This is a genomic window from Hyphomicrobium sp. MC1 (genome assembly GCF_000253295.1).
In the GTDB taxonomy this organism is placed as follows: Bacteria; Pseudomonadota; Alphaproteobacteria; order Rhizobiales; family Hyphomicrobiaceae; genus Hyphomicrobium_B.
On the sequence record NC_015717.1, the window covers coordinates 3,899,287 to 3,918,922 of the forward strand.

General features: G+C 61.3%; 18 protein-coding genes. 14 read left to right on the forward strand and 4 right to left on the reverse strand.

The window, feature by feature from the left end; all coding sequences use genetic code 11:
* Complete coding sequence (locus HYPMC_RS18740; protein ID WP_013949651.1) at positions 1-1,452, reverse strand: DHA2 family efflux MFS transporter permease subunit; 1,452 nt, start codon at positions 1,450-1,452, stop codon at positions 1-3.
* A gap of 286 nt (positions 1,453-1,738) precedes the next feature.
* Here HYPMC_RS18740 and HYPMC_RS18745 point away from each other — a divergent pair, with 286 nt between their 5' ends.
* Both HYPMC_RS18745 and HYPMC_RS18750 read left to right on the forward strand, forming a co-directional pair.
* The gene (locus HYPMC_RS18745) at positions 1,739-3,682 is read left to right on the forward strand and encodes an acyl CoA:acetate/3-ketoacid CoA transferase (RefSeq protein WP_013949652.1); all 1,944 of its coding nucleotides are present in this window, start codon (positions 1,739-1,741) and stop codon (positions 3,680-3,682) included.
* Positions 3,683-3,970: 288 nt separating this feature from the next.
* Positions 3,971-4,987, forward strand: coding sequence for a S1C family serine protease (locus HYPMC_RS18750; protein ID WP_013949654.1), 1,017 nt, complete (start codon positions 3,971-3,973; stop codon positions 4,985-4,987).
* Between the two features lie 55 nt (positions 4,988-5,042).
* Here the strand turns inward: HYPMC_RS18750 and HYPMC_RS18755 are convergent, their stop codons facing one another.
* Positions 5,043-6,593: a P-loop NTPase gene (locus tag HYPMC_RS18755; RefSeq protein WP_013949655.1), complete on the reverse strand. Its 1,551-nt coding sequence runs from the start codon at positions 6,591-6,593 to the stop codon at positions 5,043-5,045.
* Positions 6,594-6,748: 155 nt separating this feature from the next.
* On the opposite strand from HYPMC_RS18755, the gene mobA reads away from it, so the two are divergent.
* The 5 genes from mobA (at position 6,749) to HYPMC_RS18780 (ending at position 11,630) form a co-directional block, all read left to right on the forward strand.
* Entirely contained in the window at positions 6,749-7,381 is a 633-nt protein-coding gene (gene mobA, locus HYPMC_RS18760) for a molybdenum cofactor guanylyltransferase MobA (RefSeq protein ID WP_013949656.1), read from the forward strand.
* Positions 7,378-7,938, forward strand: coding sequence for a molybdopterin-guanine dinucleotide biosynthesis protein B (gene mobB, locus HYPMC_RS18765; RefSeq protein WP_013949657.1), 561 nt, complete (start codon positions 7,378-7,380; stop codon positions 7,936-7,938). Before mobA ends, mobB begins: the two co-directional genes overlap by 4 nt.
* Positions 7,939-8,181: 243 nt before the next feature.
* On the forward strand, positions 8,182-9,207 hold the full coding sequence (gene moaA, locus HYPMC_RS18770) for a GTP 3',8-cyclase MoaA (RefSeq protein WP_013949658.1): 1,026 nt from the start codon (positions 8,182-8,184) through the stop codon (positions 9,205-9,207).
* 114 nt (positions 9,208-9,321) lie between these two features.
* Entirely contained in the window at positions 9,322-10,071 is a 750-nt protein-coding gene (locus tag HYPMC_RS18775; RefSeq protein WP_013949659.1) for an ABC transporter ATP-binding protein, read from the forward strand.
* Positions 10,068-11,630: a hypothetical protein gene (locus HYPMC_RS18780; RefSeq protein ID WP_013949660.1), complete on the forward strand. Its 1,563-nt coding sequence runs from the start codon at positions 10,068-10,070 to the stop codon at positions 11,628-11,630. Before HYPMC_RS18775 ends, HYPMC_RS18780 begins: the two co-directional genes overlap by 4 nt.
* Here HYPMC_RS18780 and HYPMC_RS18785 read toward each other — a convergent pair.
* Both HYPMC_RS18785 and hpt read right to left on the reverse strand, forming a co-directional pair.
* Complete coding sequence (locus tag HYPMC_RS18785; RefSeq protein WP_013949661.1) at positions 11,599-11,961, reverse strand: response regulator; 363 nt, start codon at positions 11,959-11,961, stop codon at positions 11,599-11,601. The genes HYPMC_RS18780 and HYPMC_RS18785 overlap by 32 nt on opposite strands.
* A gap of 38 nt (positions 11,962-11,999) precedes the next feature.
* Positions 12,000-12,542 carry a hypoxanthine phosphoribosyltransferase gene (gene hpt, locus HYPMC_RS18790; protein ID WP_029671142.1) on the reverse strand — a complete coding sequence of 181 codons (543 nt, stop codon included), beginning with the start codon at positions 12,540-12,542 and terminating at the stop codon, positions 12,000-12,002.
* 166 nt (positions 12,543-12,708) lie between these two features.
* On the opposite strand from hpt, the gene ftsE reads away from it, so the two are divergent.
* From ftsE to HYPMC_RS18825, 7 genes are all read left to right on the forward strand, one after another.
* Positions 12,709-13,365 (forward strand): cell division ATP-binding protein FtsE, encoded by a 657-nt coding sequence (ftsE, locus tag HYPMC_RS18795; RefSeq protein WP_013949663.1) that lies wholly within the window; start codon positions 12,709-12,711, stop codon positions 13,363-13,365.
* Positions 13,349-14,455 carry an ABC transporter permease gene (locus HYPMC_RS18800; RefSeq protein ID WP_013949664.1) on the forward strand — a complete coding sequence of 369 codons (1,107 nt, stop codon included), beginning with the start codon at positions 13,349-13,351 and terminating at the stop codon, positions 14,453-14,455. Before ftsE ends, HYPMC_RS18800 begins: the two co-directional genes overlap by 17 nt.
* Positions 14,456-14,619: 164 nt before the next feature.
* Positions 14,620-15,264: a YdcF family protein gene (locus HYPMC_RS18805; RefSeq protein WP_013949665.1), complete on the forward strand. Its 645-nt coding sequence runs from the start codon at positions 14,620-14,622 to the stop codon at positions 15,262-15,264.
* Entirely contained in the window at positions 15,257-16,057 is an 801-nt protein-coding gene (locus HYPMC_RS18810; protein ID WP_013949666.1) for a 1-acyl-sn-glycerol-3-phosphate acyltransferase, read from the forward strand. Before HYPMC_RS18805 ends, HYPMC_RS18810 begins: the two co-directional genes overlap by 8 nt.
* Before the next feature lie 148 nt (positions 16,058-16,205).
* Positions 16,206-16,508 (forward strand): hypothetical protein, encoded by a 303-nt coding sequence (locus HYPMC_RS18815; RefSeq protein WP_013949667.1) that lies wholly within the window; start codon positions 16,206-16,208, stop codon positions 16,506-16,508.
* Between the two features lie 200 nt (positions 16,509-16,708).
* Positions 16,709-16,927, forward strand: coding sequence for a hypothetical protein (locus HYPMC_RS18820; protein WP_013949669.1), 219 nt, complete (start codon positions 16,709-16,711; stop codon positions 16,925-16,927).
* A 161-nt stretch (positions 16,928-17,088) separates the two neighbouring features.
* Positions 17,089-19,461 (forward strand): adenosylcobalamin-dependent ribonucleoside-diphosphate reductase, encoded by a 2,373-nt coding sequence (locus tag HYPMC_RS18825; RefSeq protein ID WP_013949670.1) that lies wholly within the window; start codon positions 17,089-17,091, stop codon positions 19,459-19,461.
* The last annotated feature ends 175 nt before the right edge of the window (positions 19,462-19,636 follow it).

A 19,636-nucleotide genomic window follows, 5' to 3' on the forward strand; every position in this document is an offset into this window, starting at 1 on the left:
CTAAGTCATATGCCCTTCGCGCTGGCGCGCGACTTCCTTGGCGGGCTCGGCGGCTTTCAGGGCCTCCGTCGGCAATAGAGATGCTCCTGCTCCGCGGGAGAGGCGTGAGAAGAACAGAATCGATGACATCGACACCAAGCCAATCAGCAAAAAGACAGGCGGAAAATGTGCGGCGTCGATGGCGCTTCCACCACGCAAATACTGCATGGCCTGAAGTCCCATCGCGGCGATGGTGACACCCACTGAACCCGACAATTCCTGCAACGCAGCGGCGAAACTCGTGGCGCGGCTCAGGCGCTCGGGCGGCACGTCGGCGTACGCCAGCGTGTTGACGCTCGTAAACTGCAGCGAGCGCGACAGGCCACCGGCGAGAAACAGCCCGACGATCAACAGCGCGGGCGTGCTCGATACGAACAGCGACGGCAGGGCGGCAAACAGGCTTGAGACCACTGCGTTCGCGATCAGCACGCGCTTGAAGCCGTAACGACGGATGATAGCCGCGGCCTGGGTCTTCATGAACATAGCGCCGATGCCGGTCGCGAAGGTCATCAAGCCAGACTGGAACGCGGTCATACCAAAACCGGTCTGAAAGAGCAGCGGCAGCAGGAACGGTCCAGCGCCAAGCCCCGTCCGAAACAGGAAGCCACCGACCACGCCCGCGCGATACGTTGGGATCGCAAGCAAACGAAGGTCGATGATCGGCTGGGGGACGCGGAATGCGTGCCAGACGTAGAGCCCCAGCAGAACGGCACCTGAGAGCGTAATCAAAACCACCAGATCGCGATCGAGAAGGCCAAGCCCCATCAGGGTGACGCCCGTCAGGAACAGCGACAAACCGGGTCCGATCAGGAAGAAGCCGCGCATATCGAAGGTGCTGGGGGTGCTTTCGCGCGTGTCTGGGATCAGACGCGTGACCAACACGATACCGACCAGTGCGACCGGAATGTTGATCCAGAAGATCCAGCGCCAGCTAAAGTAGGTCGTAAGGAAGCCGCCAAGCGGCGGACCGAGCACGGGGCCGACGAGCGCCGGAACCGTGAGCCACGCAATCGCATTGATCATATCGGTCTTTGGAATTGTGCGGAGCACAATAAGCCTGCCGACCGGCGCCATCATCGCGCCGCCGATGCCTTGCACAACGCGCGCGACAACGAGCGAACCGAGATCCGACGACAATCCACAGGCAATCGAGCCGACGGAGAACACCACCATAGCCGCGCGGAAGACGTTTTTCGCACCGAAGCGGTCTGCCATCCAGCCCGACGCCGGAATGAAAACCGCCAACGCCAGCAAATACGTGGTCACCGCGAGTTTAAGGTGAATGGGGTTGGAATGGAGATCCTTGGCGATCGCCGGCAGCGACGTGGCAAGCACGGTCGCGTCCAGGTTCTCCATGAAGAGACCTGTCGCAACGACCAGAGGTATGAAATTGCGGCGAAAAAGTTCGGTCATGATGGGTTGTCTAGCAAGCGTACAAACGATTAACGCTGTCGCAATCCGGCGCGCGACTTATGCAGATCTCGATTGCAAATTGGGTGCGGCATATACCACCGCTGACCCTCGGATAGGCTGCCATTACCCCGTTGAGTGGTGCGGACCTAACAGAGCTAAGCTATGCGCGATCATCGGCCAGGCGCATAATCTGGTGTTCGGCATAAAACAAACAACAGCGCGGGTTTTGCGAGGGCCGGACGAAGCCCTCTTTGATCCAAGGCTGTGACTTGGGGAAACGCATCGCATGGTTACCAACAAGGTCATGTCGGCTGACGAAGCCATCGCCCGGATCGGCGATAACGCCGTCGTCACGACAACGGGGTTTGTCCAGAGCTGCATTCCGGAAGCGTTGCACGCGGCGCTGGAGAAGCGGTTCGTCGAGACCGGCGCGCCGCGCGACCTGACGTTGATCATGTGCGCCGGCGCTGGCGACAGCAAAGGCCTCGGGACCGGCCGCCTCCACCACGATGGTCTCTTGAAACGCGTGATCGCCGCCAACTTCGGACGCATGCCGAAAGTTGCGCAGGCGGCGCAAGACGACAAAATCCAGGGCTATAACCTGCCGCAGGGCGTGATCTCGAAGCTTTATCGCAGTTGCGCCTCGGGGAGCCCCGGCCTCTTTACGCGCGTCGGCCTGCACACCTACGTCGATCCGCGTCTCGGCGGCGGCAAGGTCAACACCAAGACGAAGGAAGATCTCGTCAAGCTCGTCGAAGTCGATGGCAAGGAATGGCTGTTCTACAAAGCCACGCCGATCAACGTGGCGCTGATACGCGCAACGAGCGCCGATCCGCTCGGAAACTTGAGCATGGAGCGTGAGGCGCTGACGCTCGACGTACTGGCGCAGGCGATGGCCGCACATAACAACGGCGGCATCGTCATCGCGCAGGTCGAACGTATCGTCGCGGAAGGTTCGATCAAGCCAAAGGACGTGAAGGTTCCAGGCATTCTCGTCGATTGCGTCGTCATCGCCGACCCGCCGGAGATGCACCGCATGAACTACGGCGTGATCTACGATCCAGGCCTTGCGGGCGAAGTGCGTGTGACCGTCGACAGCCTGCCGACGATGGAGCTGGATGAGCGCAAGATCATCGCGCGACGTGCATCCTTTGAACTGCCGCCGAACGGCGTCATCAATCTCGGTGTCGGCGCGCCGGACGGCGTTGCGAACGTCGCCAACGAAGAAAAGGTGACGCCCTACCTCGTCATGACGACGGAAGCGGGTGCCGTCGGCGGCGTCCTGGCGGGCGGATCTAGCTTCGGCTCATCGGCGAATGCACATTCGATCCTCGACCAGAACCAGATGTTCGACTTCTATCATGGCGGCGGCTTGGACCTCACCTGCCTCGGCATGGCGGAATGCGACAGCATCGGCAACGTCAACACCAGCAAATTCGGCGGCAAGCTCAACGGCTGCGGCGGCTTCATCGACATTTCGCAGAACGCGCGCGCTGTGGTGTTTGCTGGCACGTTCACAGCCGGCGGTCTTAAAGTTGCAATCGAAGACGGCAAAGTTCGCATCCTGCAGGAAGGCCGCGCGAAGAAATTCGTAAAGCAGGTCGAGCAGGTGACGTTCTCGGGCAAATACGCGGCGCAGAAAGGTCAGCCCGTCATCTATGTCACCGAGCGGTGCGTGTTCCAACTCACCGAGCATGGCCTTGAATTGATCGAAGTGGCGCCCGGCATCGATATCGAGCGCGACATTCTCCCCAACATGGCGTTCAAGCCGCACATCCACAAACCGGTGACGATGAACCCGCGGATCTTCCTCGATCAGCCGATGGATCTGCTGGCAGACCTTTTGAACCAGCATCTGAAAGATCGCATCAGCTATGATGCGGGCCGCAACATCCTGAATATCGATCTGCGGGCGTGGAGCGTGCGCAAGAAGGCCGACGTCGCCGATCTCAAGAAGGCGATCGTCGAGGCTTGCCAAGCGACCGGCAAGCGCGTCGATGCGATGATCAATCAGGATGGTTGCCGTATCGCCGAAGACCTGTACGACGACTATGCCGATATGGTGGCCTACGTCACCAAGAACCACTACGCGCGTTCCGCGCGCTATGCGACGAGCGCGGTCACGCGGCAAAAGCTGCAAGACGCGTTGCGGCGACGCGGGCTCAATACGCACGTATTCGAGAATGCCGATGCGGCCTTTGAGTCGCTGGAGCGCCAAGCCGCGGAATAATTTTTGGGAGGCGCAGGCGACTCTCCTCCGTCGAGCCGGCCGTAGCTATGTTGGCGCAGGCGACTCTCCTCCGTCGAGCCGGCCGCCTGCGCGTGCTTGCTTCAACTTCCGTCATGGCCGCGAAGGCGGCCATTCGACGATTCTCCATACCGTTCATGGTGATGGGCCGCATGGCTCCCGGCCTACGCCGGGATGACGGCTGCTCGTGGTGCCGCCGTTCCGCGTGGGTCTTGATGTGATTAATGACAGTCGCCATTTATCCGCGACTTCATCCTCATCAGGTGCATCATGGAACACACCATTTTCCGAGTCTTCGATGACTCTGGCGTCGAGCGCCAACCCGCGCAGGCCGAAAGCGTGGCCCGCGATGACACAGCGCTCATGGATGCCTACAGCAACGCGGTCGTCGACGTCGTCGATGCGGTGTCGCCTGCCGTCGTCCACGTGCAAGTGAAAAGCACGCGCGGCGGACGTAGCGGACAGGGCTCCGGCAGCGGCGTCATCGTTTCGCCCGACGGGCTCATCCTCACGAACAATCACGTCATCGACGGCGCACAATCGATCACGCTCGCGCAGGGCGATGGTCAGCATTTCGGTGCGCGCCTCGTCGGGCGCGATCCCGATACGGATATCGCCGTTCTGCGGGCCGAGACGACGGAACGATTGAAGTTCGCAAAGCTCGCGGATTCCAAGAAGCTGCGTCCGGGTCAGATCGCGATTGCAATCGGCAATCCGCTCGGTTTTCAATCGACGGTGACGGCTGGCATCATCAGTGCAGTCGGACGATCGCTGCGTGCCGAGAATGGCCGCTTGATCGACGACGTCATCCAGACGGATGCGGCGCTGAACCCTGGCAACTCCGGTGGCCCGCTCGTCAATTCGTCGGGCCATGTGATCGGCATCAACACCGCGACGATCATGGGCGCGCAGGGGCTTTGCTTCGCCGTTGCGTCGAACACGGCCGAATATGTGCTGACGCAGATCCTCAGTCACGGTCGCGTGCGGCGGGGCGTGATGGGCATCGTCGCAGAACATGTCGTGCTGCCACAGCGCATTCGTCACGCGCTGCATCTGACGCAAGCGGGCGCCATCGGCATTCGCAGCGTTCAGGCGAATGGACCCGCAGACGCCGCGGGGCTGAAGGCGGGCGATATCATGATTGCGCTCGACGGCGTCGCGATTGCGGGTGTCGATGACGTGTCGCGCGTGCTTGACGCGAAGCACATCAATCAGAAAGTGATCGCGACGGTGCTTCGCTCCGGCGAGAAGCTGGAGTACGCGATCGTTCCGGAGGAGCGGGATTAGTTTTTAGTTGGCGCAGGCGACTCTCCTTCGTCGAGCCGGCCGCCTGCGCTTTTACTTATTCCCGTGTCAGTCCTTTGGCGGACAGTTCTTCGAGGTATTGGCCCCAGCGCTGGTCCTTCTCGCGGCCGATCAGGTGGAGATAGCCCCACGTATAAAGGCCCGTGTTGTGGCCATCATCGAAGGCGAGGCGCGTCGCGTAGTTCCCGACGGCATTCATGCCGGTGAGCTTGACGTTCTTCTTGCGCGGGACGGTGATGCGCTGCGATGGCGAATGGCCCTGCACTTCCGCCGACGGGCTGACGACGCGAAGGAATTCGGCGGGCAATTCGAACGTGCGGCCGTCCGGGAAGGCGGCTTTCAACACCTTACCGCCATCGATAATTTCGAGCACGGGCGGCGGCGTCAGCGTACCTTTGGCGCGCTCGACCTCGCTCCATGTGCGTGCGGCGATGTCACGGAAAATCGCTGCGTATTGGCTTTCCGGCGCGGCGACCGTGACGGGCTTGCCGCTGTCGGACGTCTCGCGGATTTCCATATGCAGGGGCACTTCACCGAGGAACGGGACACCAAGCTTCTTTGCCTCGTCGTGCGCGCCGCCGTGGCCGAAGACGTCGGACCGCTCGCCGCACTTCGGGCAGAGGAAGTAGCTCATGTTCTCGACGATCCCGAGAATTGGCACTTCGACACGCTTGAACATGGCGATACCCTTACGGGCGTCGATCAACGCCAGGTCCTGGGGCGTGGAAACGACGACAGCGCCAGACAGCGGCACGCTTTGCGAGATCGTCAGTTGCACGTCGCCGGTGCCAGGCGGCATGTCGATGATGAGCACATCAAGATCGCCCGTCGTGCCGGCCCAATCGGTTTCGCGCAGCATCTGGCTCAGCGCCGAGACGACCATAGGTCCGCGCCAGACGACAGGGGTGCCTTCATCAACGAGGAAGCCCATCGACATGACTTTCAGGCCCCAGCCTTCGAGCGGCGTGATGGTCTTGCCGTTCGCGACCTTGGGCTTGCCAGTGATGCCAAGCAGGCGCGGTTGCGATGGGCCGTAGATATCGGCGTCGACGATGCCGACTTTCAAACCAATCGCCTGCAGCCCGAGCGCGAGATTGACGGCGACCGTCGATTTGCCAACGCCACCCTTGCCGGAGGCGACCGCGATGACATGCTTCACGCCCGGAATGGCTTGTGCTTTGGCAGCGGGCTGAGCCGCGGCTGCGGCTTGGCGTGGGCCGGCGCCATCGCCCGTCGCGCCTTTCTCACGCGCCGCCTGCACGCGGGGATGCTCCGGCCGTGGTCCCGATACCGCTTTCACCGGACCGCCAGCAACGCGCGTATCCCTCGATTGGCCAGCAGGAGCATCAGCGGTCAGGACGGCGGTGACGCCCGAGACGCCGCCGATCTCGGAAACGACCTTCTCGGCAGCAAGGCGAAGCTGCTCCAGCTCTTCCGCGCGGCTCGCCGGAATCGTGATCGAAAAATACGGATGATCGTCCTTGATGAAGATCTCGGACACGAGGCCGAGGTCCACGATATTGCTTTCAAGGTCTGGGCCTTTGACCCGACGCAGGGCGTTGAGCACCTGTGTCTTATCGACTGGCATGAGCGTCTCCCGGAGGCGCCGAAGCGACGGCGCATTTTATCTGGGCGATATAAGTCGCGCCGCGGCCGGTGGGAAGCGCCTCGCGCGGCTGATTGCAAGCAAAGCCCGGAATTCGGCGGGTTGCGGTGCCTGCGAAGCCAGCCTAATCGTGTCGCATGGTGGCGAGTGATCACATTCTTGGCGTTATCCTGGCGGGCGGACGGTCGCGGCGCTTCGGCGGCGGCGACAAGACGCTTGCCGAGATTGACGGGAAATCCATCCTTGCGCGCGTGATTTCGCGGTTTCGGCCGCAGGTCGGGCGGCTGGTCTTGAGCATCAATGGCGATGCTCAGCGCTTCGCCAATTTCGGGATCGAGACGATCACGGACGGCGAAAGCCCGGAGCTTGGGCCGTTGAGCGGCATCCTTGCGGCCATGGATTGGGCCAAGGCGCATGCGCCAGGCGTTACCCTAATCGCGACCGTGTCATCGGACGTCCCGTTCCTGCCCGACGACCTCATCACCCGCCTCGACGCGGCCCGTGATGAGGACCAGAGCGTTGCAATTGCTGAATCGGCGGGGCGGCGTCATCCGACCGTCGGGCTATGGCCCCTGAAAAGACGGTCTGACGTAGCCAATGCCCTTGCCCGGCGGGCATTGAGCGTCAATCGGCTGGCGGCCGATCTCGATGCTGTTGCAGTGATCTTTCCGATGCGCGACAGTGATGGCGATGAGATCGATCCGTTCTTCAACGTCAATACTCGTGACGATCTCGATGCTGCCCGTGTGCTCGCGCAAAAAAAAGGATGACCGTTTTGGGCAAAGCCTTTCTCTCGCACGCCACTCTGCCGCTGTTCGGGATTGCCGGCTGGTCGAATTCCGGCAAGACAACGCTGATCGAAAAGCTCGCCACGCATTTTTCCGGCGAAGGGCTGCGGGTGGCAACGATCAAGCACACACACCACAAATTCGATATCGACGCACCGGGGAGCGACACCGAACGGCATCGTTCAGCAGGCGCTGCTGAAACCGCGATCGTCTCGGGCTCGCGCGTGGCTTTCATCGAGGAAATCGACCGGGCGGGCGAGCCGACGCTCGAAGAAATTGCCGCGCGGCTGCGTCCGGCGGACATTATCCTGGTCGAGGGCTACAAGTCGGCGCACATCCCTAAAATCGAGGTTCGTAGGGCGGCGGTCGCGGCCGAAAAGCTGTTATCGACGACCGATCCATTGGTCGTTGCCATTGCAGCGGATCACGAGGTCGATGCGCACGGCAAGCCGGTGTTCGATCTTAACGATATCGATAATATCGCGGCCCTGATCGTCAGGACCGTGGGGCCATTCAACCCCGTCCGCCAGCTCGCCTAGTGGCCGCTGAAGTGGGAAAAGACGTTGAGGAGCTGGTCTCCCAGCACCGTCAAGGCTATGAGCCAAAATACTGAGGCCACAACCGCCCCCAATACGAAATAACCCGCCGGACTTTTCATCGATTTTTCCTCCCCTCAGCCGATTTTTTTCTACAATACAGGAAAATGTGACGCGAGAGCTTCGCTTGTCCTTGACGGGCTAAGGCACGATATACGAACTCAAGGCCTATACGGGAGAATGTTCATGCAGGGCGCAACCGCCCAGAACTCCGAAACGCCGCTCGTCGACCCCTTTGGCCGGTCGATCGAGTATTTGCGCGTCTCGGTGACAGACCGCTGCGATTTCCGCTGCGTCTATTGCATGACCGAGCATATGACATTCCTTCCAAAGAAGGATCTGCTGTCGCTCGAAGAGCTCGACCGGGTTTGCGCGGCCTTCGTCCGGCGCGGCGTACGTAAGCTTCGGATTACCGGCGGCGAACCGCTTGTGCGGCGCAACATCTTGTGGCTGTTCCGGTCGCTCGGCCGCCATCTCGAAAGCGGTGCGCTCGATGAGCTGACGCTGACGACGAATGGCAGCCAACTCGAAAAGCATGCCACCGATCTTTATTCCGCTGGCGTCCGCCGGATCAACGTTTCACTCGACACACTCGACCCTGAGAAGTTCAGGACGGTCACGCGTTGGGGCGATCTTTCGACGGTGCTGCGCGGTGTCGATGCGGCGGAGGCCGCAGGTATTCAGGTGAAGTTCAACGCCGTGGCGCTGAAGGGCATCAATGAGGATGAGATCGAAGACCTCATTCGCTTCGCGCATGGCCGCGGCGCCGACCTGACGCTGATCGAAACGATGCCGCTCGGCGACATCGGCGAAGACCGCACGCATCAGTATCTGCCGTTGTCAATCGTCCGTGCGCGGCTCATGGACCGGCTGACGCTCGAAGACAACCCGTATCGCACCGGCGGCCCCGCGCGTTACGTGACGGTGAAGGAAACCGGCGGCCGTCTGGGCTTCATTACGCCGCTGACGCACAATTTCTGCGAAAGCTGCAATCGCGTGCGCCTGACGTGCACAGGCCAGCTCTATATGTGCCTCGGTCAGGAAGACGACGCCGATCTCCGAGCACCGCTACGGGCTTCTTCTGACGATACCCTGCTTGACGCGGCGATTGTCGAAGCGATCTCGCGCAAACCGCGCGGTCATGATTTCATCATCGACCGGCGCACGAAGCAGCCCGCCGTCAGCCGGCATATGAGCGTCACGGGCGGCTAGGTCCTGCTGCGTCGCCGCGCCCCGGTCTGCCTTCACTCTTACTCAATCACATTGCTTTAGCGTCCAAAGCGGTAGGTCCGGTTTTACCGATCGTTAAAGTTGTGCGTATCGACGATGAGCGAAGCTGCTGCACTCGAAATCCGCGGTTTGACCAAGTCATTCACGCATAAGGCGGTCGACGACCTTTCCCTTTCCATCAGGCGCGGCGAATTCTACGCCCTGCTCGGCCCCAATGGCGCCGGCAAGACGACGACGCTGCGCATGGTGGCGGGACTGCTGCGGCCGGATGGCGGGTCGATCGAGATCCTCGGCCTCGACGCACTCAACGATCCGGTCGCGGCGAAAGCCGTCACCGCCTGGGTGCCGGACGAGCCGCTGGTCTACGACAAGCTCGACCCGATCGAATATCTCGAATTCATCGCCGGGCTCTGGGGCATGGACGAAGCCAAGGCAGCCGACCGCGCCGAGCATCTCATCGACCTCTTGGATCTTGAAACGCAGGCACGCACGCGCTGCCAGGGGCTTTCGAAAGGCATGCGCCAGAAGGTGGCGCTTGCAGGCGCACTCATTCACGAGCCGAGCCTGATCATTCTTGACGAACCGTTGACCGGGCTCGATGCGGGCTCGGCGCGCAGGGTCAAGACCGTGCTCAAAGAGCATGTCGCCAACGGCGCGACCGTCGTGATGACGACGCACATCCTCGAAGTCGCCGAGCGCATGGCCGAACGGATCGGCGTGATCGCGCGCGGCCGTCTCGTCGCGGAAGGAACACTCGATGAGTTGCGGGCGCGCGCCGGGCGCCAAGACAGCAACCTAGAAGATATTTTCCTGACGCTCGTCGCCGACGAGAGCGCAGCCGCATGACCGTCGCAAGCGTCTCATGGTTCGCACGCCACGAATTCAGGTTGGCGTGGCGGGACATCGCGCAGATGCTCGCAGGAGGCCGGACCCGGCGCGAACGCACGCTGCTTGCCGGCGCCGCCGTTATCATCGCAGCCTTGCACGGGCTTGCTTATATCGTTCTGTCGCGTGTGCTTACGGATGCCGATCTCGCCAGCAAGGGCACGCTCATTACGCTGACGGCGTCGATCCTATTGACGTTTTCGATGATGCTGTCGCAGGCGGTCGAGCAGGTGACGCGAGCATTTTATGCGCGCTCCGATCTTGATCTTATTTTGTCCTCGCCCGCATCGTCGCGAAACCTGTTTGCTGTGCGCATCTGTTCCATCGCGATCACCGGTGCGATCATGACGGCAGCGATGATTGCGCCTGCGATCAACGTTGCCGCCTGGATCGACGGTCCGCGGTGGCTTTCGGCTTATGCCGTGATCGCCGGATTAAGTGCCTTCGCGACAGGCCTCGCCGTGCTCGTCACGCTCGGCCTTTTTCGAGTTGCAGGAGCGCAAAAGACGCGCTTCATCGCGCAGATCATTGCAGCGGTCGTCGGCGCGACGCTTTTGATCGGCTTGCAGGCGGCGGCTGTTTTCGCCTACGGCCGGTTATCGCGCTTCTCTGTGTTGAACTCCGAGGCCGTGAGCCGCGCCGCTCCCGCGCTCGACAATCTCATCTGGATGCCCGCCAGGGCAGCGCTCGGAGACGTCAACGCTGCGATTGCTACCATCGCGGCGGGGGTCGCATTCCTGGCGCTCGTCATCATTGTTTTCTCGCCGCAATTCAGCGCGAACGCGATTGCAGCTTCAGGCGACAGCACGCAACAGAGCGAACGCCGATCGAACGGCAAATCATTCCGCGCAGCTTCGAGCGTCAGCGCGCTTCGGCGCAAGGAACTCATTCTGCTGGCGCGCGATCCGTGGCTGCTATCACAGACGCTGATGCAGGTCCTCTATCTCATCCCTCCCGCGCTTCTTCTTTGGCGCGACATGGGCACAGACACGCATGGTGCGGTCATTCTGGCGCCGGTCCTGGTCATGGCGTTCGGTCAGCTCTCAGGTGGCCTCGCGTGGCTGACCATCTCGGGCGAAGACGCGCCTGACCTCATCGCGACAGCGCCAGTTATTTCGACCACGGCGATCCGCGCCAAAATCGAAGCGGTCCTCCTCGTCATCGGCTGCGTCGCGGTGCCGTTCGTTGTCGGCATGGCGTATCTGTCGCTATCTGGCGCCGTTGCAACGGCCGCAGCCATCACGGCAGCCAGCGTTTCGGCCATCGTCATCCAGCTCTGGTTCAAGAGCGCGGCGCGGCGCGCCCAGTTCCGCCGCCGTCAGACGGCAACCAAGATCGCGACGTTTTCGGAAGCGTTTTCGTCGGTGTTCTGGGCGGCGGCCGCGGGCCTTGCTGCGGCTTCGTCGTGGTTCGCCCTGGCGTTTGTTATGCTCGCGCTGGCGACACTTTGGCTGACGCGACTGATCAAGCCGCAGGGCGACAGACTTCTCAGCTCAGGACCGTCCGGACAATCTGCTTGATCTGATCGAGCGTGAACGGCTTCGTGATCGACAGCAGCTTGCGTGCGCGCAGGCGTGCGGCGCGTTCCAGCTGATCGGAGAAGCCAGACATCAGGACGATGGCAAGGCTCGGTTTCAGCGCCAATGCCTGTTCGGCCAGCGATATGCCATCGAGCTGAGGCATATCGACGTCGGAGATCAGGATATCGATGCCCGACGCCGAGGTTCCGAGAATATCGAGCGCCTCCAGACCGTCTTGCGTGACTTGCACCTTATGACCTTCGGACGTCAGCGCGCGGCGAACGAGATCCCGCACAGCCGCATCGTCGTCAGCAAGCAGGATCGTTGCCATGCCGCCCCTTCCCTCTCCCGAACCAGGTGCGCGTAGCCCTAGTCGACAATGCGGCCGACGAAAGGCAGCTCACGATAGCGATGCGCGACGTCCATGCCGTACCCGACCACGAACACGTCGGGACATTCAAAAGCGCAATAGTCCGGCTCGATCGATACGGCGCGAGGGGCCTTCTTGTCGAGCAAAACGCAGGTTTGAATGAGATTGGCGCCTCGGGCGGCGATCAAATCCTTCGCGAAAGCGAGCGTGCGGCCGGAATCGAGCACATCATCGATCAGAATGACGTGGCGGTTCTCAACGTCGAGGTCGAGGTCGCGCAGGATGGAGACCTGGCCGGAGGAAACCCGACTTTTGCGATAACTGGACAGCGTCAAGAAATCGACCTCAGGCGCCAGTCCGGCAGCGTGGAGCGCCCGGATCAGATCGGCGGCGAAAACGAAACTGCCCTTGAGGATAGGAACGACCAACAGATTTTCCGGCTGTTTGGCCGCGATCTCGGCGGCGAGCACGCGCAGGCGGACCTGAATATCCTCGGCTGAAAAGATCGTTTCGATGGTCGGAGAGATGTCTAAATCGCGCATGTCGTTATCCTGCAACTCGCGGCGGCCGGGGTCCACTGACCGGAAAGGTTCCTGTGTACACGACCGCGCCACAATCGTAATCGATTGATCATTGTGTCTTCGAGGTGTCTATAGACGCGGGGACCCGTAAAGAGCCCAAAATATCCACTATCAAGGCGAGTACCTCTTGATTCGCTTGACGAATGTCGGACTGAAATACGAGGGCGGGCCAGAGGTGCTGTCAGATGTGACGTTTCATCTGCGGCCCGGATCCTTCCACTTTCTGCATGGTGAATCGGGAGCGGGAAAGACCTCTCTCCTGCGCCTGATGTTTATGTCGTTGCATCCAACGCGCGGCGAGCTGCGCATGTTCAGCGAGGACGTCACCCGGGTGAAGTCGCAGATGCGCGCCGAGATGCGGCGGCGTATCGGCATCGTTTTCCAGGATTTCCGCCTCTTAGACCATTTGACGGTGTGGGAGAACGTCGCGTTGCCGCTGCAGGTGATCGGTAAGAAACCCTCCGACTACCGGGAAGATGTGACGGACCTTTTGCAGTGGGTGGGCCTCGGCGACAGGATGTATGCAAACCCGTCCGTGCTGTCAGGCGGCGAGAAACAGCGGGCCGCTATCGCGCGGGCCGTCATCGGCAAGCCCGAGGTGCTGCTGGCGGACGAGCCGACGGGCAACGTCGACCCGCAAATGGCGCGACGTCTGCTGCGGCTGTTCGTCGAGCTCAACCGGCTTGGAACCTCCGTCGTCATTGCGACGCACGATCATCAGCTCATGCGGCAGTTCAAGGCGCCGCGTATCGAGGTGCATAAGGGTCATGTCCGGATCATCTAGCCGCTTCACCGGACGGGCCGACCCAGCGATGCCGCTGCCGGGCTACGATCCTTATGACGAACCGGTGACGGGGCTGCCCGCACATACGGGCGGCTATCCGGCTTTCCATGCCGATCGCACAGTCACTCCGGAAGACACGCCGCACGATCTCAAGCCGCCGTCCCGCGATCGCGACCGTGGACGCAAAATGAAGGTCACGGCGCCTGTCGTCCCGCCCGGCTCGGTCACGGGACGCTCGCTGACGCTCGTCATTGCGATCATGTGTTTTCTCGCCTGTCTCACCGCGGGTGCCGTCTGGATGATCAAGGAATCGTCCGACGCTTGGCTCAGCGACATCGCGAGCGAGGTAACCGTGCAAGTTGTGCCGCAAGAGACCGGCAATATCGACCGAACGGTTTCCGACGTCGTTACCTTCCTGCGCAAGCAGCGCGGGATCGCCAATGTCAATCCCTTGAGCCTCGATCAGTCAGCGGCGCTGCTGCAGCCTTGGCTCGGCTCTTCGGATGCGCTCAAGGCGTTGCCGGTGCCGCGGCTGATCGCCGTTGAGATCGACCGCACCGATCCGCCCGATCTACGCCAGGTCAGCGACGACCTTGGTAAGACTTTCAAGGGCGCATCGCTCGACGACCATCGCCGTTGGCAGCAACAGATCCGGGCCGTGACGCGGTCGTTTGCGCTCGGCGGCCTGGCAATTCTGGCGCTTGTCGGCGCAGCGACGACGGCGATCATCGTTTCGGCAACGCGCAGCGCCATGGCGTCCAACCGAGAAATCGTCGAAGTGCTGCACTTCGTCGGCGCCACCGACAAGTTCATTGCCCGCGAATTCGAGAAGCACTTCCTGCGTCTCGGCATCAAGGCCGGCATCGTTGGGGCGGCCTTCGCCATGCTTGTCTTCATGAGCATGCCGGCCATCACGGAGCTGCTCGGCGGGGGAGCCGTCAGCGCCGTCGAGATGCAGAGGCTGATGGGGACCGGCGCGCTCGACGCGCTCGGTTACGTCATTTTGGGGTTTGTCGTCGTCACCATTGCGGGGCTATGCATGGTGACGTCGCGCGTCGGCGTCTATCGCATCCTGAACGGCAAGCACTAGCCGCCGTCCGATAAGACATCTGCAGGGGGAACTACCGTGATTTGCTTGGCACAGCGTCAGGCTCAGCCGGAGGAGACGGCTGCCTATCCGGTCCGAAATCGGCTAGAGTCCGACGCCTTGGCAAGCAGCAGTCCGGCGCGCGAGATCGAACCAACATTCCAACCATGACAAGGATTTCTAAGGCCTTCGTTTTGATGCTGGCGCTCGGCACGGCTGCGCTCGTGTTCGGGTTCGTGCTGTTTGCGGTTTCCGTGACACGCGACGACGCAACGGGCTGGGACAAGGCCGACGGCATCGTGGTGCTGACGGGCGGGGACAATCGCATCGAGGCCGGCGCCAAGCTCATGAGCGAGGGCCGCGCCAAGCGGATGCTGATTTCCGGCGTCAACCGCAAGGTCAGTCGCGAAGAGATGCAGAGGCTGCTCGGCATCGATAAGCAGATCTTCAATTGTTGCGTCGATCTCGGCTATGAAGCGCTCGACACGGTCGGCAACGCTGACGAAACCCGAACCTGGGCCAACTCGAACGGCTATACGAGATTGATCATCGTGACGTCACGCTACCACATGCCCCGTAGTCTCGCCGAGCTGGCGCTCGCCATGCCGGGCGTGACGCTGCTTCCCTATGCGGTAACGCCGCGGCGGTTCCCGGAAACCGCCTGGTGGCTGCATCCGACCACCACGCGCGTGCTCATTTCGGAATATTTGAAATTTCTCCCCGCCGTCGCCCGCCTTACGGCGCAGAGGATCATGAACTGGAGCGACGGGCGGTCTGTTGCGATTATGCCGGATAAGCGCGCCGATGGCTAATTCAGTAGCAGCCGGGCCTGGCGCTTTGGTTATCATCAGATCGCTGATCTATTTCGTCGTGTTCTACATCGTGACGGCGCTCTATCTCGTGCTTGGCTCGTGGCTGCTCATCGGGCCACGGCCATGGGCGATGAAAGGTCTCGAAGTTCACGGCCGCACCTGCGTCTGGCTGCTGCGCCTCATCTGCGGCACCAAACTCGAAGTTCGTGGACACGAAAATCTGCCGAAGACGGGCTGCCTCGTCATTTCAAAGCACCAATCGGCATGGGACACATTCGGGCTCATCTCGCTCTTTCGTGATCCGGCGATCGTGCTGAAAGACGAGTTGAAATGGATTCCATTCTACGGCTGGTTTTGCATCAAGTTCGAGCACATCCTGGTCAAGCGCGAGAAAGCCTCGGCGGCGCTCAAAGCCCTGATCCGGGACGCCCGGCAGAGGATCAGCATCGGCCGCGAGGTCGTGATTTTCCCGGAGGGGACGCGGACCATTCCGGGTGCGGCGCCCGACTATAAGCCCGGCTACGTAGCTCTTTATGAAGCGCTCGGCGTCGTCACCGTGCCCCTGGCGCTCAATTCCGGGCTGTTCTGGCCGCGCCGCAGTCTTTGGCGCTATCCGGGCACCATTGTCGTGGAATTCCTGCCGCCACTGCCGCCGGGATTACCACGCGCAGAGTTTCGCAAAAAGATCGAGACGGCCATCGAAACCGCGAGCATGCGACTTATTGAGGAAGCGGCACGCAGTCCCTCGCCGCCGCCCCTGGCGAAGACGCAGAATCCGGCTCAAGCCGCATAGGTTTTCCACATTTTATCCAACCGCCTGATGTGCCGATGCCGCAACGCGGTGAAAATCGTCGGTGTGGTTGCGATTTGTTATGCACGGCGTTCTCATCGCTGTGGCACGATCTTACGTCTGATCGTTTCAGCAATCATGGAGCCATCCAATGCGTACTTCCGCCCGGTTGATGTGGGCCATTCTTGCCGTCGGAGGCGTCGCTATGGCCGCCGCTCCGGCCGAAGCCAAGCAGTGTTTCAAGAAAGCCGCCCAGGGCGTTGCGCTCACGGAAGGGCTTGCACATTTCCAGGTCGATGCCGCGCTTCTGCAAGCGACCGACTGGAACATTTACTTCACCTGGGTTTCGGGCAACGGCACGCCGGGATATTCGTTCGGTCCCCGCCACTATAAGTGCAACTCGGAGGCGATCGGCTATTCGTGCTACGGCGAAGCGACGCTCTGCAAACTTTGAGGCGATCAGCCTTCCCGAGATAAACGTTCGCCGCAAAGCCCGCCAGATCGGCGGGCTTTTTCAATTGCCGTTGACCGCAAATTCCAGGCCCATCGAAGGCGGTGCTTACCATACGACCAATTGTTTTTCCGCTAACCATTACAATTGGAAGCAAATGCTTTCTAATGGTCTGGCGGGGAGTTTTATTTTGAGGAGTGCGTATGTTGAAAATCAAAGCAGCTCTCGCGACGTTTGCTGTCGCGATGCTCTGGGCTAACAGCGCGTTCGCCTTCTGCATTGGTCCGTGGTGCTTTGGCGGCGGTGGCGAGGGAGGCGGTGGTCCGGCTCCTGCGCCCGAGATCGATGGGCCGGCTAGCCTCACGGCTGTCGCCTTGCTCATCAGCGTCGGCGCCATCGTCTACCGCAAGATGAAGGACTAAGGTCGGCTCGCCTCTTTGGGCGCGCAACGATTCCAAAGATGGGACCGCGGCTGTCGTCGGCCGCGGTTATTTTATTTGAGCGATTGACTTGGCGAACCCGGGAACATATAGTGAACACGCATTGAAGATTGGTTGGCAACGCCTATATCCCGGTGTCCCCGATGTCTGCGATTTTATCAGCTCTGCCCGCGATTTCCGACGCCATTTGGCGGCGCAAGTATCGCTTTGCCGGGTCGCCGACAGCGGCTGGCGATGAGACGATCGAAGACACCTTCCGGCGCGTAGCCAAGGCTGCAGCATCGGCGGAAGCCGACAGCGCCACGCAAGCGAAGTGGGGCGCTGCCTTTTACGATGCGATGGCCGATTTCGGCTTTCAGCCGGCCGGTCGCATCCTGGCCGGGGCCGGTACGGACCGCAACGTTACGCTCTTCAATTGCTTCGTTCTCGGCGCAATCCCTGACGATCTTTCCGGCATTTTCGAAAGCGTTAAAGAAGCCGCGCTGACGATGCAGGCCGGTGGCGGCATCGGGCATGATTTCTCGACGCTTCGCCCCAGCGGCGCGACCGTCAAAAGCATCGGCGCAGATGCGTCGGGACCGGTCAGCTTTATGGACGTCTGGGACGCCATGTGCCGCACGATCATGTCGGCGGGCCAGCGCCGCGGCGCGATGATGGCGACACTGCGCTGCGATCATCCCGATATCGAAGCTTTCGTCGCAGCGAAATCCGATCCGCTGCGGCTCAGGAATTTCAATCTTTCGGTTCTCGTGACCGATGCCTTCATGGAGGCCGTGAAACGCGGCTCGCCTTGGGAACTCGTTTTCGAAGGCAAGGTCTACAAGACGATCGACGCCAAGGGCCTTTGGGACAAGATCATGCGGGCGACGTATGATTACGCAGAGCCCGGCGTCATTTTCATCGACCGGATAAACGCGGCCAACAATCTTGCCTATTGCGAGACAATCTCGGCGACGAACCCGTGCGGTGAGCAGCCGCTGCCACCTTATGGGGCCTGCCTTCTCGGTTCGATCAATCTTGCCCGTTTCGTGGAGAAACCATTCTCGCCGGACGCGCGCGTCGATCGCCAAAAGCTCGAAGCGCGCGTTGCAACCGCCGTTCGCTTTCTCGACAACGTTATCGACATCTCGCGCTATCCGCTCGAAGCCCAGGCGCAAGAGGCGCGCGCGAAACGGCGCATCGGCCTCGGCATCACGGGGCTTGCAGATGCGCTGATCTTCCTCGGCCTTTCGTATGGCAGCTTGGCTGCTCGCGAGAAGGCGGCCGAATGGATGGCGATTATCCAGAATGCCGCCTATCGCGCCAGTGCAGCGCTGGCCGCTGAGAAAGGCGCGTTTCCGCTGTACGACGCCAGCGCTTTTCTCGCGCGGCCCAATGTCGAGCGTCTCGGCAAGGATGTGCGCGCGGTGATTGCGACCAACGGCATCCGCAACGGCTGCCTGACTTCGATCGCGCCGACCGGCACGATCTCGCTGCTCGCGGGCAATGTTTCGAGCGGCATCGAACCGGTGTTCGATTTCGTCTACCAGCGGCGCATCCTCGGCGATGGGGCGACGGCGAGCGAAGAAACCGTCGAGGATTACGCTTACCGGAAGTTCCGCGCCCAGTTCGGCGAGAATGCGCCACTGACGCATGCGTTCGTGACGGCTGAAACATTGTCGCCCGCCGAACACGTGGCGATGCAGGCAGCGATGCAGCCCTACGTCGACAGCGCCATCTCGAAGACGATCAACACGCCTGAAGCCATATCCTTCGAAGACTTCCGGGATATCTATGCGGAAGCGTTTGCGCTTGGCCTCAAGGGTTGCACGACCTATCGGCCGAATGCAGTCACGGGCGCGGTGCTGTCCAAAGCGGAAGGGGCAAACGATGCGAAACCCGCGCCGACCTCCAGCGTCGGTGCTTCGGAAGACCCGGCGAAATTCGGCGACGTCGTCTATATGACGAAGCCACTCGAACGCGACGCAGCGCTCGAAGGCATAACGTACAAGATCAAATGGCCGGCGAGCGCGCATGCGCTCTACGTCACGATCAACGATATCGTTCGCGACGGACGACGACGGCCGTTCGAGATCTTCATCAATACGAAGAACCTCGAACACTACGCCTGGACGGTGGCGCTGACGCGCATGGTCAGCGCCGTATTCCGCCGCGGCGGCGATGTTTCGTTCGTTGCTGAAGAGTTAAAGGCGGTGTTCGATCCCGAAGGCGGGCGCTGGATGGGTGGCCGCTACGTGCCTAGCCTGCTGGCCGCCATCGGTAACGTCATCGAACAGCATATGCTGCACATCGGTTTCCTCACGCGCGAAGATGCCGAAGGCAGCGACGCCAAACCTATGCACCTACCCGTTGCGGCCATCGAACGATTGGGCGGCGGCCCGCAGACAGCGGCGCGTGACGGCACGGCATCACAGGTGGCGGTGGCACGGATTTGCCCGAAGTGCGGCGAGCGCGCCCTCCATCATATCGAGGGCTGCTGGACGTGCACGAATTGCGATTATTCGCGCTGCGGCTAAAGCCGTCAGAATTAACGATGTCGGAACGACTTTTTCGCGCGCACCGGAATGGCGCGCTGCGTATTCGCTAACGCCTATTCAGAATTGCGCGCGAAACGTCTCTCTGCTCAGGCAGAGTGTTTGCAATTCTTCCTGTTCTCAACACCTCATTGACCATCGAGGCGCGATCAGGGCG

Excerpts from the sequence above, each read along its gene's own strand:
- HYPMC_RS18820 (WP_013949669.1), top strand. The coding sequence starts at position 16,709 with ATGTTGAAAATCAAAGCAGCTCTCGCGACGTTTGCTGTCGCGATGCTC.
- HYPMC_RS18815 (WP_013949667.1), top strand. The coding sequence starts at position 16,206 with ATGCGTACTTCCGCCCGGTTGATGTGGGCCATTCTTGCCGTCGGAGGC.
- HYPMC_RS18805 (WP_013949665.1), top strand. The coding sequence starts at position 14,620 with ATGACAAGGATTTCTAAGGCCTTCGTTTTGATGCTGGCGCTCGGCACG.
- HYPMC_RS18740 (WP_013949651.1), bottom strand. The coding sequence starts at position 1,452 with ATGACCGAACTTTTTCGCCGCAATTTCATACCTCTGGTCGTTGCGACA.
- HYPMC_RS18775 (WP_013949659.1), top strand. The coding sequence starts at position 9,322 with ATGAGCGAAGCTGCTGCACTCGAAATCCGCGGTTTGACCAAGTCATTC.
- HYPMC_RS18810 (WP_013949666.1), top strand. The coding sequence starts at position 15,257 with ATGGCTAATTCAGTAGCAGCCGGGCCTGGCGCTTTGGTTATCATCAGA.
- HYPMC_RS18800 (WP_013949664.1), top strand. The coding sequence starts at position 13,349 with ATGTCCGGATCATCTAGCCGCTTCACCGGACGGGCCGACCCAGCGATG.
- HYPMC_RS18755 (WP_013949655.1), bottom strand. The coding sequence starts at position 6,593 with ATGCCAGTCGATAAGACACAGGTGCTCAACGCCCTGCGTCGGGTCAAA.
- moaA (WP_013949658.1), top strand. The coding sequence starts at position 8,182 with ATGCAGGGCGCAACCGCCCAGAACTCCGAAACGCCGCTCGTCGACCCC.
- mobA (WP_013949656.1), top strand. The coding sequence starts at position 6,749 with ATGGTGGCGAGTGATCACATTCTTGGCGTTATCCTGGCGGGCGGACGG.
- HYPMC_RS18780 (WP_013949660.1), top strand. The coding sequence starts at position 10,068 with ATGACCGTCGCAAGCGTCTCATGGTTCGCACGCCACGAATTCAGGTTG.
- HYPMC_RS18745 (WP_013949652.1), top strand. The coding sequence starts at position 1,739 with ATGGTTACCAACAAGGTCATGTCGGCTGACGAAGCCATCGCCCGGATC.
- HYPMC_RS18825 (WP_013949670.1), top strand. The coding sequence starts at position 17,089 with ATGTCTGCGATTTTATCAGCTCTGCCCGCGATTTCCGACGCCATTTGG.
- HYPMC_RS18750 (WP_013949654.1), top strand. The coding sequence starts at position 3,971 with ATGGAACACACCATTTTCCGAGTCTTCGATGACTCTGGCGTCGAGCGC.
- HYPMC_RS18785 (WP_013949661.1), bottom strand. The coding sequence starts at position 11,961 with ATGGCAACGATCCTGCTTGCTGACGACGATGCGGCTGTGCGGGATCTC.
- hpt (WP_029671142.1), bottom strand. The coding sequence starts at position 12,542 with ATGCGCGATTTAGACATCTCTCCGACCATCGAAACGATCTTTTCAGCC.
- mobB (WP_013949657.1), top strand. The coding sequence starts at position 7,378 with ATGACCGTTTTGGGCAAAGCCTTTCTCTCGCACGCCACTCTGCCGCTG.